The organism is Pseudoduganella guangdongensis, from assembly GCF_009857475.1.
Lineage (GTDB): Bacteria > Pseudomonadota > Gammaproteobacteria > Burkholderiales > Burkholderiaceae_D > Rugamonas > Rugamonas guangdongensis.
Genome location: NZ_WWCJ01000006.1, coordinates 63,589 through 78,845 on the forward strand (window position 1 = coordinate 63,589; position 15,257 = coordinate 78,845).

12 protein-coding genes are annotated in these 15,257 nt (G+C 58.0%); 2 read left to right on the plus strand and 10 right to left on the minus strand.

Going from position 1 to position 15,257, the window contains the following annotated elements; translation table 11 throughout:
• Positions 1-29: 29 nt before the first annotated feature.
• The 3 genes from GTP41_RS09635 to GTP41_RS09645 all read right to left on the minus strand — a co-directional run bounded on the left by GTP41_RS09635 (position 30) and on the right by GTP41_RS09645 (position 1,685).
• The gene (locus GTP41_RS09635; protein ID WP_161025369.1) at positions 30-779 is read right to left on the minus strand and encodes a MaoC/PaaZ C-terminal domain-containing protein; all 750 of its coding nucleotides are present in this window, start codon (positions 777-779) and stop codon (positions 30-32) included.
• A 114-nt stretch (positions 780-893) separates the two neighbouring features.
• A complete protein-coding gene (locus GTP41_RS09640; RefSeq protein WP_161025370.1) occupies positions 894-1,454 on the minus strand; it encodes a hypothetical protein in 561 nt (186 codons plus the stop codon).
• Between the two features lie 69 nt (positions 1,455-1,523).
• The gene (locus GTP41_RS09645; RefSeq protein WP_161025371.1) at positions 1,524-1,685 is read right to left on the minus strand and encodes a hypothetical protein; all 162 of its coding nucleotides are present in this window, start codon (positions 1,683-1,685) and stop codon (positions 1,524-1,526) included.
• A gap of 137 nt (positions 1,686-1,822) precedes the next feature.
• Here GTP41_RS09645 and GTP41_RS09650 point away from each other — a divergent pair, with 137 nt between their 5' ends.
• Positions 1,823-2,704 (plus strand): sulfurtransferase, encoded by an 882-nt coding sequence (locus tag GTP41_RS09650; protein ID WP_161025372.1) that lies wholly within the window; start codon positions 1,823-1,825, stop codon positions 2,702-2,704.
• 68 nt (positions 2,705-2,772) lie between these two features.
• Here the strand turns inward: GTP41_RS09650 and GTP41_RS09655 are convergent, their stop codons facing one another.
• From GTP41_RS09655 to GTP41_RS09675, 6 genes are all read right to left on the minus strand, one after another.
• Positions 2,773-3,279 carry a hypothetical protein gene (locus GTP41_RS09655; RefSeq protein ID WP_161025373.1) on the minus strand — a complete coding sequence of 169 codons (507 nt, stop codon included), beginning with the start codon at positions 3,277-3,279 and terminating at the stop codon, positions 2,773-2,775.
• Positions 3,280-3,300: 21 nt separating this feature from the next.
• On the minus strand, positions 3,301-3,576 hold the full coding sequence (locus GTP41_RS27120; protein WP_202419684.1) for a DUF6447 family protein: 276 nt from the start codon (positions 3,574-3,576) through the stop codon (positions 3,301-3,303).
• 145 nt (positions 3,577-3,721) lie between these two features.
• The gene (locus tag GTP41_RS09660) at positions 3,722-4,876 is read right to left on the minus strand and encodes an acyltransferase family protein (protein ID WP_161025374.1); all 1,155 of its coding nucleotides are present in this window, start codon (positions 4,874-4,876) and stop codon (positions 3,722-3,724) included.
• A complete protein-coding gene (locus GTP41_RS09665; RefSeq protein ID WP_371867320.1) occupies positions 4,869-6,200 on the minus strand; it encodes a TolC family outer membrane protein in 1,332 nt (443 codons plus the stop codon). Before GTP41_RS09665 ends, GTP41_RS09660 begins: the two co-directional genes overlap by 8 nt.
• Before the next feature lie 2 nt (positions 6,201-6,202).
• Entirely contained in the window at positions 6,203-7,567 is a 1,365-nt protein-coding gene (locus GTP41_RS09670; RefSeq protein ID WP_161025375.1) for an HlyD family type I secretion periplasmic adaptor subunit, read from the minus strand.
• 3 nt (positions 7,568-7,570) lie between these two features.
• Positions 7,571-9,448: a type I secretion system permease/ATPase gene (locus GTP41_RS09675; RefSeq protein WP_161025376.1), complete on the minus strand. Its 1,878-nt coding sequence runs from the start codon at positions 9,446-9,448 to the stop codon at positions 7,571-7,573.
• Between the two features lie 276 nt (positions 9,449-9,724).
• Between GTP41_RS09675 and GTP41_RS09680 the strand changes: the two genes are divergently transcribed.
• Complete coding sequence (locus GTP41_RS09680) at positions 9,725-11,263, plus strand: class I SAM-dependent methyltransferase (RefSeq protein ID WP_161025377.1); 1,539 nt, start codon at positions 9,725-9,727, stop codon at positions 11,261-11,263.
• A gap of 190 nt (positions 11,264-11,453) precedes the next feature.
• Here GTP41_RS09680 and GTP41_RS09685 read toward each other — a convergent pair whose 3' ends face one another.
• Positions 11,454-15,053, minus strand: coding sequence for a DUF4214 domain-containing protein (locus GTP41_RS09685; RefSeq protein ID WP_161025378.1), 3,600 nt, complete (start codon positions 15,051-15,053; stop codon positions 11,454-11,456).
• Positions 15,054-15,257 lie beyond the last annotated feature (204 nt).

The window sequence follows — 15,257 nt, forward strand, 5'->3', positions numbered from 1 at the left end:
CACGGCGGCCAGGCCGGCCAGCCCCCACCTCAGCGCCAGTTTCCCTCCACCGCCAGCGTTACCCCCGAGTGCAACTGGTAAGTACCCGCTTCCGCCAGTCTCAGCTCCACCGGCGAGCCGAGCGGGATAGGCGCCTTGAAACGCGCCGAAATCGCGCTCAGGCGGACACCCTCCGCCTGCTCCAGCACCGCGCACGCCCTTGCCACCGAATGCATGCCGTGGATTATCGGCGCGTTCATCCCCAGCAAGCGCGCCGACCATGGCCACAGGTGGATCGGATTCCAGTCCCCCGACACCGCCGCGTATTCGCGCCCGGCCGATGCCGAAAGTAACCACTCACCGATCCGCTGCCCCGCGCTGCCAGCCACCGCCCTGCTGCGCTGCGCAGCAGGCGCCTTCCGCTTGCCGCGTACCGCCAGGTAGCGGCTGCGGCACTCGAAAATCTCCCGCCCCTGCTGCGAACCGATCGTCAGCAACTCACAATAGCGCGCCCCGTTCTCCGCCGGAGGCTCCAGCACCACCCGCGTGGACAACTCCATTGGCTGCTTCAGGCCCGGCTGCTGCAGTTCGCGAATGTCGTTCTCCACATGCACCATGCCCGCCAGGCGGAACGGAAACTCCGGCCCCAGCATCGTCGCCAAATGCGCCCGCTGGGTCGGCAAGTAATAGAAGGTAATCGGCAGCGCATCCGGCGCAAAGCCAAGCAAGGCGTTGTAACGCTTGAGCGTATCGACATCGATTTGCTCGAGCGAAAAGGTAGAGGAAATTTCGACCGGCATTGTGCTCGATCTCGCCGACTTGAAGAGCGCGCGCAGCAAAGTCGCCGGCCCGGCAGGAGGAAGGGTTGGAAGAGTTGTCATGGCACCATTTTGCCTGATGCCATCTGGCAGCGCTCAATTGAAAAAGGACGCAACCATAGCGGTGATCAGAATACCAACAATTAACCTGAACCAAATCCGCATTTCCCGCCGCCATTCTTCAAATTTCTCATCATTCTCCTTGCGCCACGCCTCAAGCTTTGAATCCAACTTCCCGCTCAAGCTCTCCAGCTTCGAATCGTTCTCATTGCGCCAGGTTTCGAGCTTTGAATCATTCTGACCGCGCCAGGTTTCGAGCTTGGAATCGTTGTCCTTGCGCCAGGTTTCGAGCTTTCGATCATTCTCAGCCCGCCACACCTCCAGTCTGGCTTCAATACTCTTTCGAAACGCCTCGTTTGCCCGGAAATGCGCCTCGTTTTGGGCGGCGAGTTTTTCAGTCAACTCAGCCCTCACGACTGTGAGAATTTGCCCAGGCAGCGCATCGATGCGCTCGTTTTGCGCAGCAAAGCCATGCTCAACTGTCTGCCTGAGCAATTTAAGCTCAACCGAAAGGTCTTGCACACGCACCTCCAACTTGGTAATCCTCGACTCATGATCTGGAGGGCTTTGATCATCGTCATGGCTTGGAAGTTCCATAAGGCCTCACAAAAAGAGTGCGATCCCTATTGTTCCCCTACGGATAAAGCGCGTCTTGACCCAAGTCAATCAGCTCCTCTTAGGCATCCGCTCATATATGTCCGCCTGTAGACGAAGGACCGTCATTTCAGCCAAATGGTTGGAATGGTTCACATGCATGCGCAACACATGCAGAATTTCCCGCAACTGCTCCTCCAGGCGCATTAAACGCTGCTCATCAATCGAGTCCATGATCATTCCTCCACTGGTTAAGGGAATGATTAGAAAACGAAGAACCGGCAAAGTTCCGCCGAACTGCCCAATATTTGAGCAGAAGACCGAGAGCAGCTATAATGTCGGCTGTTTGGAATAAACCTCATACCAACCCCATGCAAGCATCCATCGAAAACGCGCCTGCTATGCCCGGCGCGGCACCAGCCGTTTACGTCAATATCGCGGCCTACAAGTTCATCACCATGGAGAACCTGGAAGACCTGCGCCCGCAGTACCAGGACATCTGCGCCCGCCTGGGCCTGAAAGGCACCATCCTGCTGACCCCGGAAGGCATCAATATGTTCCTGTCCGGCACCCGCGCCAATATCGACGAATACCTGGCCTGGGTGCGCAGCGACGCCCGCCTGGCCGATCTGGAAGTGAAGGAAAGCCTGTCGGCCGAGCAATCGCACCGCCGCATGCTGGTGCGCATCAAAAAAGAAATCATCACCATGCGCATGCCGCTGATCAAGCCTGAAGAAGGCCGCGCACCGCATGTGGAAGCCAAGACCCTGAAGCGTTGGCTGGACCAGGGACACGACGACAACGGCAAGCCGGTAGTCATGGTGGAAACCCGCAACGACTACGAAGTCGACGTCGGCACCTTCAACAACACCGTCGACTACCGCCTGAAGAAGTTCACCGAATTCCCTGAACTGATCGAAAAGCACAAAGCCGATTTCGACGGCAAGACCGTGGTCACCTTCTGCACCGGCGGCATCCGCTGCGAGAAAGCCGCGATCCACATGCAGAACATTGGCTACGACAATGTGTACCAGCTGGAAGGCGGCATCCTGAAGTACTTCGAAGAAGTCGGCGGCGCCCACTACACCGGCGACTGTTTCGTGTTCGACTACCGCACCGCGCTCAACCCGCAGCTGGAACCGACCGAAACCACCCAATGCTTCGCCTGCCGCGCCGTGGTCACCCCACGCCAGCAGATGGCGCCCGAGTACGTCGCCGGCAAGTCCTGCCCAGCCTGCTTCGGCAAGCACTAATCTTCGTCAAGGGGCCGGCCTACGGCCGAGCCCGTGTCAACCTTGGGGTCAGACCCTTTGGTTGCCAATTAATGCAGTGAGGAATGGTCGGCGGATGGCGTGACGGTCTCGCCCGTCAGCCAGGCGGGCCATTGCGGCAGCCGCCAGTTCGCGGCACGGTCGGCCTGGTAGAGGATGTGCAACCACTGGCGTAAGTTATCGCTGGCCAGCGGCAGGCTGAAGGACTTATCGGCGTCATTGCGGAAGGTCAGCAACACGCCAACCTCGGTCTGTCCGATATCGATGGAACTGGCCAGCAGTACCTCATCATCTTGCGCCGCCACCACGGGCGCCGATTCACCCAAGGCGCTACGCGCCGACTGCTGCGCAAACTCCTGCATGGTGTCGCGCAGCTCGGGGGCGGTGGAGGCGAATTGCCCGTCCAGCCGGTCCAGCAAATGCGGCAGCAAAAAACCCAGCAAGCGCCGCGTCACCCAGATCACCACCTGCTGTCCGTCCTGCCGCGCTCCGGCAATGCGAAGGCGATCCTCTTCCGGGCTGAAGACGGTGGTGACGCGTTCCAGGATGTGGGTCATGGCCGGGCTGCCTAAGCGTGATTACTCGGCTTTGGCCTTAGGCTTGCGCGGCGCGCGCGGCTTCTTTGGCTTCTCTTCGCTGGCGGCAGCGGCTTCGCCTGCTTTGCCTTTCACCGCGTCGATCAGCGCGGCCGAATAGGCATTGCGCGCGGTCTGGGTGAAGGCCATCTGCTGCTGCAGGCGCGCCAGTTCAGCATCCACGGCCTGGATGTTCAGGGCCTGCTGCTTGGCAGCGTCGGACAGTTTTGCGGAAGCGTAGGAAGTGCCATTGATAGTAATGTACTGCGGGAGACTCACGTTATTTCCTTTATATGGTTTATGCCGTAAATCGGCCAGAGGGCCATGATTGTAGCCCAAACGGACGGCATCACAAATGCGGGGCGTCCGCTATGCATGCCAAGCCACGGCTGATCCCAGCGCCATATCAGTCGAGCGTCCTTAGCTACTGCACAGGAGGAATGTCCGCTTTTCTTCCTGCCGGATCGCCGGGCCGCCCCGAAGTGGACATTCGGCGGCGTACGGCGTTCTGAGCAGGCAGTTCAAAGTAGCGGTACACAAAGTAGGCGGCGACCATCGTCGTTGCGACGAACAGCAGGAAAAACTTGTTGCTGTGGACCGGGATCGGGCGTTGCTGCCAGGCGCACCATATGGCGACGCCCAGCTGGATCGGGAAGTGCACCAGGTAACTGGAATAGGTCATATTCCCCGCCGCTTCGCCCCACACGTGCAATCGCTGCGGCAGATGCACCTCGCGTGCGGCCAGGAACAGCACAAACGGCAAGTAGCCCAGCAGGAATGCGGCAACAAACCAGTCATGCCGCGCCAGGCCAGTATATGCCAGCGCCGGTCCGGCCAGGACGATCGCAAACGCCAACCAGTTGGCCGCGCGCAGCCACTTCGTCCGCTCCAATGTTTGCGCCGCCGCCGCAGCCAGGCCGCCCACATAGAAGTAGGCCAGGCAATCGATGATCGGCGAAGGAATCTTCATCCACTTGGCGGCAACACATGCCAGCAGCACCGCAATATTCAGCAGCATCGATTTGCCGATAAAGCGCAGGCCGAGGAAGAACACCAGGTACACCAGCACTTCCACCGAAATCGACCAGATCGGGCCATTAAAGCTGTAGCCTTGCTGGAATCCCCAGTGGCTGGCCATGAACAGCTGCAGCAGCAAATGCTGCAGGTCGTTGTGCTGGTAGACGAAGTAGTAGCCCTGCTGGGCAAAGTAGACCATCTGCAGCACGCCAACCAGCACCAGCGTGGCAGCATGCAGTGGGTACAGCCGGGAAAAGCGCAGGATAAAGAACTTCTTCGCGCCGACCAGGCCGTCGGCCAGGGCGCTGCGGTACTTCCAGAAAAAGATGTAGCCGCTGATGCACCAGAACACCTGCACGCCGTAATTGCCGTAGTCGTAGAACAGGCTGAACAGCGAGTAGAACGGTTGCTGCTCGCGCACGAAACCGGTCGCTTTATCCGCCACGAAGAAGAAGTGCTGGTAATGCCAGAACAACACCGAGATGGCGGAGATAAAGCGAACGATTTCGAGGCCAAGCAGCTTGTTGGCCTGGCCTTGCGGCGCGCGGACTTCCTTACTCAAAGTAGGCGGCGAACATGCGTACGTCGTCGGCGGTCAGCGTGCCGGCGACGGCGCGCAGGCGCAGCGCGGCCAGCATGTAGGCGTAGCGTGCCTGCGCCAGGTCGCGCTGCACGGTGTACACCTGGCGTTGCGCAGTCAGCAGGTCCAGGTTGATGCGCACACCGCCTTTAATGCTCTGCTCGGTCGCCGTCACCAGCAACTTGGCCGAGTCCACGGCTTTCATCAGCGCGTCGATACGGGGACCGCTGCTGGCGACCTGGTTGTAGTTGCGGCGCAATTCCACCAGCAGTTTGTCCTGCGCCACTTCCAGGTCGGCGCGGGCTTTCTCGCGGTTGGCGGCTGCCTGGCGGGTCGCCGCATTGACGGCGCCGCCCGCGAACAGCGGCACGCTCACCTGCAGGCCAATGCTGCGAATGGTGTTCTGTTCCCCCAGGGTGGTCGTGGTTTCGGAACCGCTCTTGCCGTAGGTGCCCACCACGTCAACGCGCGGCGTGTGGCCGGAGCGTTGCTTGTTGATTTCCCACCGCGCCACTTCGATACCCTGCTCCAACGCACGCAGCTCATGGTTGTTTTCCATGGCAGTCTTGCGCCAGTCGTCGAAACTGCGCTGGCTTGGGGCGTCGATGCGGAAACCTGGACGCAGCGGGTCCACACTATCCACATCGGCGCCGATCACGCCGGCTAGGGTGTCTTTGGCCGACTGCACCGCATCCTGCGCTTCCAGCAGCTGGGCTTCCGACAAGTCCAGGCGCGACTGGGTTTCCAGTGCGTCGGTGCGGGTGCCCTCGCCTTTTTTGAAGAGCAGCTCGTTGACCTTCATTTGCTCACGCAGCACTTCCAGCTCGGCCTTCGCTAGGGCAAGCTGGTCTTGCTTGAACAGGACATCCAGATAAGCATTCGCCACACGCAGGATCACTTCCTGCGACTGGTTGTCGAAATTCGCTTCCGCCTGGGCGCTTTGCGCCACGCCCTGCTTATAGCGCGACAGCGCTTCCAGGTTGAAGATACTCTGGCGCGCTTGCACGGTATTGCTGCGAGCCGTGTAATCGCGCGGCGTATCCTTGCCCATGAACTCAATGGTGGTGCGGTTCCTGGTCGTATTCAAGTTGCCTGACAACGAAGGCAGCAGGCCTGCACGGCCCAGGATGCGATTTTCCTTGCCGCTTTCCGCCGTGTAGTAGGCAGCGCGGTAAGCCGGGTCGTTTTTCAGCGCCATCTCATACGCCTGCAGCAAGCCCAAAGCCGATGCGGACGCGGAGTACAGGAAAATGGCGGCACCCGCTGCCAGCGGCAGCAAGCGCAGTTTCGATGCAGGTCGTTTCACGCTTATTCCTCCGACAGCGCCATATGGGCACGGTCAATCAGCGGCTTCATCAGGTAGTTCATGAAGGTGCGTTCGCCCGTCTTCACAAACAGGTCAGCCGGCATACCCGAACGAATATCCAACTTCAGCGCGGCGATCATCTTTGCGCCTTCCGGGGTAACGCGGGCGCGCACTTTGTAGTACGGCATGCCACTTCGTTCATCAACCGCACGGTCTGCCGCCACAGTCACAACTTCGCCCGGGATATGCGGGGTCTGATTGGTGTTAAAGGCCGAGAAGATCAGCTCCACCGGCAGGCCTGGATGAACCTTGTCCACCAGGTTGACTGGCAATTGGCCTTCTACGATCAAGGCGTCGCTGGATGGAACGATTTCCATCAGGTGAGCGCCAGGCGCCACAATGCCACCTTGGGTAAAGACGCTGCTGCCTACCACGATGCCGTCAACCGGCGCCTTAATTTCGGCATTCTTCACCATCAAGGTTTGGGCGCGAATCCGGCCTTCCAGCGCCTCTGCTTCCTTACGTACGTCGGACAACTGGCTGCGTGCATCACGCTGGAATTCCTGCGTGCGCAGAGTGCGGCGCAGTTTCAGTTCAGCGATCTGGCGACGGGAGCGGGCAATGTTACCTACATCTTCCGAAATGGCGCCATTCACCTGAGCATAAGTGCGCTCCAGTTCCAGCAGGCGCGAACGCGGGATGTAACCTTCCTTGGCAAGATCACGGCTATTATCAAGTTGCTCTTTCAGATAGCCCAGCTGATCCCTCTTGCTTTGACGGGACTCGTCCAAGCCCTTAACCTGCGACTCCAGGCCTTCAATCGATTCACTGACAGCTGCCAGCTCGCTTTGCAAAGTCATCTGACGCGAGGTGAACAGCTGGTTGTGCAAACTGATCTGCTCCGCTACACGAGGGTCGTTCTTGTACGGTTCAAGCGCCTTAGGGAAAGGAACGCTTGATGCGCCGGACAGCTCCGCCATCAGGCGTGCTTCCACCACACGAGCAGTGAAATACTGGGTCAGCGAAATATTCAGTTCGGCGCCCACTTGCACGTCATTCATGCGGACGAGCACCTGGCCAGCCTTAACCTGGTCGCCATCGCGAACCAGGATTTCCTGCACGGTGCCGCCAGTCAAGTGCTGCACCGATTTGCGATTGCTTTCTTTGGCGACGAAACCAGACATCGGCACACCCTTGTCCAACGGCGCAAAGATCGCCCAGATCAGGAATGCCACAACGCCGCCCAAGACCACCATCCAGCCGACTTTGGCAAAGCTCGCCGCATCAGTCTTAACCTCTAGCGGCGTCACATCATGCGCGATCACTTCGGTCGGCGCGTCCTTCGGCTTGTTGATAATGTTCGCCATTACTTACTCCTGTTCCGCCGGCGCAGCGCCGGTATTGCCTTGCTGGGCCGCTTGCTGGGCCGCTACGGTCGCCGTAGCGGCGGCTTGTTCGGCAGCAGCCTGTTGCGCAGCTTGCTGTTGGGCCTGCTGTTGTTGGGCCTGTTGTTGCGCCTGTTGCTGCGCGATTGCCTGCTGGTGCATCGCAGCGGCCTTCTGGTTCTGCTCTTGCAAAGCCTGCAGAACTTGCTGCGTCGGGCCAAACATACCTACCGTCCCATCGCGCAACAAGAGCAATTTATTGGTCACCCCGATAGCGCTGGTGCGGTGAGTAATCAAAATGATGGTCTTACCTTGCGCGCGCAGGGAATGCACAGCTTGCACCAGCGCGGCTTCGCCCACATCGTCCAGGTTCGAATTTGGTTCATCCAGCACCAGCAAGGCTGGGTTGCCGTACATGGCACGTGCCAGACCCAGGCGCTGCTTCTGACCGCCGGACAAGCCAGCGCCACCATCACCCAGCGGCGTGTCGTAACCTTTAGGGAAGTGCAGGATCATGTCATGCACGCCAGCACGCTTGGCCGCCTCAACCACCTTCTCGGAATCGACTTCACCGAAGCGGGCGATGTTCTCAGCGACAGTGCCTGCGAACAGCTCAATATCTTGCGGCAAATAGCCAAGGTTTGGACCCAGTTCGGCTTTGTTCCAAGTATAGATATCAGCGCCATCCAGGCGCACCTTGCCCATCATCGCTGGCCATACGCCCACCAGCAGACGCGCCAGGGTGGACTTACCGGAACCGCTAGGGCCAATCACGCCCAGTACATCACCAGGATTCAGGCCAAAGCTCACGCCACGCAGCACGGGGTTAGGCATAGGGCCTGGCGGACCGGCGGTTACGCCTTCAACAGTCACCTGACCCAGCGGCTTCGGCAACTCCATACCAGCCGGGCGTACTGGATTTTTTTCGAGCAGACCAACCAGACGCTCGTACGCACTACGGGTGCTGCTCCAGCTCTTCCAGACACCAATCACCTGTTGCACTGGCGCCAGCGCGCGGCCAACCAGGATCGAGGCAGCAATCATCATCCCGGGGCTGATCTTGTTCTCCAGCACCAGCAACGCGCCAAAGCCCAGCACCAAAGAGCTCAGCGACATCTGCACGAACTTGGTCAGGGCACTGATAATACCCGCCTTCTCGCTAGCCTCGCCTTGTACATGCAGGAATTTGCTATGTAGTTTGAACCAACGGCCCATCAAGTTGGGCAGCATGCCCATCGATTCGATGACTTCTGCATTGCGAAGATTGTTCGTTGCCAGCGTGTTGGCGCTGATCGCCATGGTATTGGCTTCAGCCAGCGGCTTCTTGGTCACGCGCTCATTGACGATGGCCAGGATCACCAGCAGGGCCGTGCCGCACAGCGAGAACACACCCAGGGTCGGCTCAAAGACAAAAATAACGATCAGGTAAACCGGGAACCATGGCGCATCAAAGAAAGCGAACAGGCCCTGACCAGTCAGGAACTGGCGCACGGTAATCAGGTCGGTCAGCGACTGACCGGCATTCCCACCAGCGGCCTTCAGGTTTTGCTCAAAGGCGGCCGTATAAATACGCTTGTTCAACTCCATATCGAAGCGGGCGCCAACGCGCACCAAGACAAAGCTTCGCACCAGCTCAAGCAGGCCCATAAAGAGGAAACCGCCCAGCAGCATCAACGTCAGCATCAGCAGCGTCATCTCGCTGCGACTTGCCAGCACGCGGTCGTACACCTGCAGCATGTACAGGGATGGCAGCAACGCCATCAGGTTGATGATCGCGCTGAAGGTTCCAACGGTATAGAACGTGCGCTTGAAACCGAGCAGGACCTGCTCGATCTCGTTTCTGGCTTGAAGTAGTGTTTTCATCGATTTGATATACAAATTGCAACGGCGCCGACCCGGGGCGCAATTGCGCCAATGCCGAAGGAGCAGACATTATCGCTCAAGTCGCTCAAAATATGTGATGCAGATCACATATTTTTACGTTTAGTCCCGATATTCCCTTAAAACGACCGCATCCGCGCAGGGTACCAGCAAGACTATCCCCGCGCCGCCGAATTCCCCCAATAGTCGAACGCTAGCCACGAGGAGTTGCAGCTACAATCTATTGTCAAATTCCCAAACCAACATATGGAGACTGAAATGCCTGATTGGAGTTCTGGTTATGTTGCGGATATTGGTTACACCTATGGTGCATACACCGAGCTGAACCCATTACGGGTGAAGCTGGCTTTCCTGAATGCGGGCTTGGTCTTCCCTGAAAGTGGAACAGCGTGCGAACTGGGTTTTGGGCAGGGCCTGAGCACTAACATCCACGCGGCGGCATCGGTCACGGAGTGGAGCGGCACGGACTTCAATCCGGCACATGCCGGCGCGGCACAGGAATTGGCTTCAGCTTCGGGCGTAAATGCCAGGCTCTACGACCAAGCGTTCGCCGAGTTTTGTACGCGCGACGACCTGCCTGAGTTCGATTTCATTGGCCTGCATGGCATTTGGAGCTGGGTCTCTGACGAAGATCGAACAACAATCGTTGATTTCGTCCGTCGCAAGCTCAAGGTAGGCGGCGTCCTATACGTGAGCTATAACGTCCTTCAAGGGTGGGCTAGCATGGTCCCGGTCCGGGAAGTTATGACTGAGTTTTCGCAGGTGATGGCAGCAACCGGTCAGCACACCTTATCCAAGGTGGATGGCGCCGTCGCCTTCATGCAGAGCTTGATTGAGCAATCCCCCGCGTTTGCAGCGGCAAACCCCACGATCAAAAATCGCCTGGAGCAAATTAAGGGAGTGAACCGTAATTACGTCGCCCACGAATACTTCAACCGCAACTGGACTCCAATGCCCTTCTCCGCGATGGCCAAGTGGCTTGAGCCAGCAAAACTCGACTTCGCTTGTTCTGCTCATTACCTGGACCATCTGGACTTCGTTCACTTTAATGAAGAGCAAAGAAAGATCCTGAATGACATTGACAACCCTAGCTTCCGCCAAACTGTGCGGGACTTTATGATCAATCAGCAGTTCCGCAAAGACTATTGGGTGCGTGGCGCGCGCAAGCTTCGCCCAGTGCAAGCACAAGAGCTCATGCTGGCGCAACGAGTTGTTATGACTATGCGCGCAGAAGATGTAAAACTCGAACAGACTGTCTCAAGCAAAACGATTACGCTGAACCGCGAGGTATATCAGCCGATAGTCGACCTGATGGCTAACTATAAAGTCAGGACTGTTGGGCAGATTGTCGAGCATTGCAGTTCAAACACCAGCACTGCTTCACAGATCTGCCAAGCAGTGTTCATCCTGGCGAGCATAAACGTGCTTGAAGCGGCTCAGGACGAGCAGTCAGTTGAGAAGGCCAAGGCTCAGACAGAAAAATTGAACCGCCAAATTTGTACGATGGCAAGAGATTCCGCAGACATCGCCAACCTAGCATCACCGGTGACGGGAGGTCAAGTTACTGTCGACCGCTTCCAGCAGCTTTTCTTGTTGGGCCGTGCACAAGGTGGGAAGAACGCTAAAGACTGGGCTGCATTTGCCAATCGATGCTTGAAGGATAATAACCAGCGTGTCAACGTGGACGGCAAACCTGCGGAGAACGAGCAGCAACAACTGGCTGAACTGGAACGCGTCGCAGCAATATTCGAGCGCGACCGGCTGCCATTATTGGCCGCATTAATGGCAGTGTTCTAACGTCACGCTTCGAATACTACCGCCGAGCCTATCCTGGCTCACAGTCTTCAAGCAAAACAAATGCAGTAGTAACCGGAAAGTCAACTCCAACATTACCCAAATCCCTAATGAACAATAAAAAAGCCCGCCCCTTTGCAGGAGGCGGGCTTTTAAGTTCACCCCTCGATGTTCTGAGGGGGAGACTTTGATATTACAGGGACACGGTAGCGAAGGTGCTGTTCCACGAAGCGTTGGACAGATCAACGCCGGTCAGACGAACAACGATGTCTTCGCCGTTGACGAACGCGTCGTTCGAATCGGAACCGCTGTCGATAACGACATACGAGTTACCGTTCAGAACGAACCACACTGCATTGCCCAGACCGCTGTTGTCGATCTGTTCCATCGCCGCTTGCACGTAGTTGGAGAAGGTCGCGGTTTCTGGGTTCAGGCTAGCGGTCAGCTTAGCGAAGCTCTGAACGTCAGCTTTTGCAGCGCCTACGGTATCCCAGTATTGCAGTTGCAGCAGATCGCCTGCCTGGAAGTCGGTGATGGTCGAGTAGGTGTTAGCCTCTTTGGAACCAGTCACAGCCGACGATGCGGTAGCGATGAAGGTGTCGCTACCGGCACCGCCAGTCAGGGTCGCGCCATTGGAACCAACGGCCAGCTTGTCGTTACCTGCACCGCCTACCAGTACGTCTGCCTTAGCAGTCACACCAGTCGATGCGGTCAGAACGTCGTTTTTCGAACCGCCGGTGATGGTCATAGCAACTTGACCAGAAGCAGTTGCGGTCAGCACGCCAGTCGAAGCCGAAGCATCGATGGTTGCCAGCACATTGCTGCCGGTCAGGGCAGTCAGAGTCACGCCGGCGTTACCGGTAACAACCAGCTTGGTGGCCGCGTCAGCGGTCAGGGTCAGGCTGTTTGCGTGAGCGGTGGTGTTCAGGTCGGTCGAATCGATGTTGATGGTTTCAACACCGGCGACGGTCACAACGCCACCATTCACTGCTGCCAGGCTGGAGAACTTGATGTTTGCTACATCAGCTGCGCCGGTTGCCGCATCCTTAACACCGATGGTGAAGCCGGTGGTTGGAGCGGTGGTGATAACTACGGTACCGTTGCTAGCCAGGTTGTTCAGGGTCAGAGTGCCCGACGAACCAGTGGTGGTGACGTAGTTGGTGAAGCCCAGGTTTTCCAGGTTAATGGTCGTGCTAGCAACAGCATCGTTCAGCACCAGACGCTCGAAGCCGTCCAGCTTGCCAGCGAAGTTGGTGTTGCCGTCCAGTGCATCAGCGCTTGCCACGTCGATCGACAGGGAGTCAGTACCTGCGCCGCCCTTCAGGGTTGCGGTAGGAACGACAACGGTAGCACCAACCAGGGTCAGGGTGTCGTCGCCGGCGCCCAGATCGATGGTTTTGGTCACGGCAGTAGCGCCGTTGCTGATGGTGACGATATCGGTAGCTGCACCGCCGGTGTAGCTGGTGACGGTAGCATCAGCAACGGTGAAGGTAGCAGTACCAGCGGTCATGCCGGTGGTGGTGATTGCAGTAGCTGCAGTCAGGCCACCCGCTGCGGTGGTACCAGCAACTTTACCGGTGCCGCTTACGTTCACGGTGGTAGCGGAAGCCGACTTCAGGGTTGCAGTGCCGGTGCCAGACACATTGGCGTTCAGGGTGGTAGTGCCAGCAGCAACGTCAACGGTACCGGTCACGTTGACCAGTTTCAGGCCCAGGGTAGCAGCTGCGCTAGCGACAGCGAAACCAGCACCGTTGGACAGGGTGACATTGTTCAGAGCGGTGTTGGTACCACCAGTGATGCCACCGCTGGTCGCGCCGTAACCGTCAACAGAAACGGTGGTCAGAGCTGCACCGCCGGCGATGGAAACGTCACCAGCAACAACCACTGCTGCACCGCCAGTGAAGGTTGCGTCGTGAGCTTTACCATCGGTCAGTTGGGTGATGGTTGGAGCAGTACCGGTACCGCCGGCGGTCAGGGCGCCAACAACGGTATTCGCAGTGTAGGTGAACACAACGGTGTCGCCAACGGCTGCGCCAGTGGTCCAGCCGTTGATCGAGCCGGAGTAGGTTGCCTTGCCGTGGGCAGCGGCGGACTGGGTGTCACCGTCAGCAACAGTACCGATAGCGTCGGTTGGCTTCAGAGCAGCCGAAGCCAGGTTAGCAAATGCGCCTGCAACTTCAGCTGCGGTCATGTTAGCAACAGCGGTCAGGGTCAGGCCACCCAGGATCACGGTTTGACCGGCGGTCAGAGCAGCGAACTTAACGCTGTTGGTTTCGGTCACACCGCCGGTGGTCGCGGTCGCAGCATTGCCAGCGGAAGCGGCATCTTGCTTAACGGTTACGGTGGTGGTCTTGGTGCCAGCAGTGATGGCGATGTTGCCTTGGGTGATGGTCGACGGGGTATCGTCAGCAGCTGCATCGGCAGCGCTGCTGGTCGCCACTTGGGTCACGGCGATGGTGGTGCCGCCTTTTACGGAGATGTCGCCCAGGGTGTTGCCAGCTGCATCATCGTAAGCCGAACCAGTGGAGGTTACTTTGATCGCGCCGGTAGGAGCTGGGTTGGTGCCATCTTGACCAACATCGATAGCGGAGCCGGTTGCAACGTCAGAAGCAACAATGGTCACGTCGGTACCGCCGTCAACGACGATATCGCCGTTGCCAACTTTGGTATCGGTCACGGTGATGGTGCCAGCTGCAGCAGCGCCAGTGCCGTTTGCACCGATGATGATGTCTTGGTCAGCGGTCGCGTCGGTTACTTTGACGTTGGCGCCACCGTTAATGGTGATGCCTTCGGTCGCGCCACTTACGGTGACGTTGGTCGAGGTGGCAGCATCCAGAGTCACAGCTTTGGACTGGGACACGGTCAGGTTGGTCACACCCGAAATGCCAGCAGCAGTTGGCAGGTCCAGGGTTACGTCGTCTGCAGCACGAACGTTGACGTTTTCAACGCCGGTCATTTGCAGAGCGCCTGGGAAGGTGAAGCCAGCATCTTCAACCAGCAGGTTCAGGGTGTCGTTACCAGCGTTGCCTTTGATGACGTCCAGGCCGTTCAGGGTCTGGTTGCCAGCGGTGCTGCTCAGAACAGCGTTGATGATGTCGTTGCCAACGGAACCGTTCACGGTGTTAGCGTCGGCGGTCAGGTTGGTGGTAACAACTGGGATGCTGGTGATAACTACGGCATCAACAGCAGCAACAACGTCAGCTTGATAAGCAGTCACGTCGGTGGTTGCGGTCACGCCTTCCAGCAGGCCAACTGCTACGTCGATAGCGGCTTGGGTGGAGTAAGCGTTGATCTTTGCTGGGGTGTCCAGTGCTGCGGTGAAGTTGGTCGCAACTGCATTCTTCTTAGCAACCAGGGCTGCGTCGATCAGGCCTTGTGGTTCGGTGTTGTTCAGTGCACCTTCGGTGATTGCCATGGCAGCGTCAGCACGACGCAGGTTGCCGGAAGCCAGCGCATTGAACCAGAAGTCCCAGCCTGGGCCCAGTTCTGGGGTGCGGCCCAGCACGTTTTCGAACACGGCTACCAGGAACTTGGAGATGCCCAGGTTGCTGTTGTCGGTGCCGTACAGAGCGATGGCTTCTGGGGAGGTGTTGAAGCTGTTAACCAGTTTCGACAGCTCGGAGGTGCCGGCTTTGTCCGCTTGAACGACTTTGTTCAGTTCGGTGAAATCGGTCGGCGCTTTCAGTGCTTCCAGACGCTCGGTGTAGTTCTTCAGACCGAAGTAGTCGGCTGGACGACCGAAGTAGGAGATGTACAGCTGTTGTACAACTGATACGTAGTCTTGTGCTGCCATGATTGTAAATCCTTTAAAAAGTCTAAGAATGGTTTAAACCAGAGTTTCTGCGGCCCAGCTTGTCGAACAGCGCTGTCTGCAAACCAGGCCCTTTTTTGCAGAAGTCCGGAGTATATTGCCACAGCTGGGTATGCAGGATGTGACGGTCATCACACGAGTGACCATTTAGTGGCAAAAATTCCGTTTTTTTACAGAATGTTGCAA

Coding starts and splice junctions, on each gene's coding strand:
- GTP41_RS09635 (WP_161025369.1), bottom strand. CDS start 779: ATGCCGGTCGAAATTTCCTCTACCTTTTCGCTCGAGCAAATCGATGTC.
- GTP41_RS09640 (WP_161025370.1), bottom strand. CDS start 1,454: ATGGAACTTCCAAGCCATGACGATGATCAAAGCCCTCCAGATCATGAG.
- GTP41_RS09645 (WP_161025371.1), bottom strand. CDS start 1,685: ATGGACTCGATTGATGAGCAGCGTTTAATGCGCCTGGAGGAGCAGTTG.
- GTP41_RS09650 (WP_161025372.1), top strand. CDS start 1,823: ATGCAAGCATCCATCGAAAACGCGCCTGCTATGCCCGGCGCGGCACCA.
- GTP41_RS09655 (WP_161025373.1), bottom strand. CDS start 3,279: ATGACCCACATCCTGGAACGCGTCACCACCGTCTTCAGCCCGGAAGAG.
- GTP41_RS09670 (WP_161025375.1), bottom strand. CDS start 7,567: ATGGCGAACATTATCAACAAGCCGAAGGACGCGCCGACCGAAGTGATC.
- GTP41_RS09675 (WP_161025376.1), bottom strand. CDS start 9,448: ATGAAAACACTACTTCAAGCCAGAAACGAGATCGAGCAGGTCCTGCTC.
- GTP41_RS09680 (WP_161025377.1), top strand. CDS start 9,725: ATGCCTGATTGGAGTTCTGGTTATGTTGCGGATATTGGTTACACCTAT.
- GTP41_RS09685 (WP_161025378.1), bottom strand. CDS start 15,053: ATGGCAGCACAAGACTACGTATCAGTTGTACAACAGCTGTACATCTCC.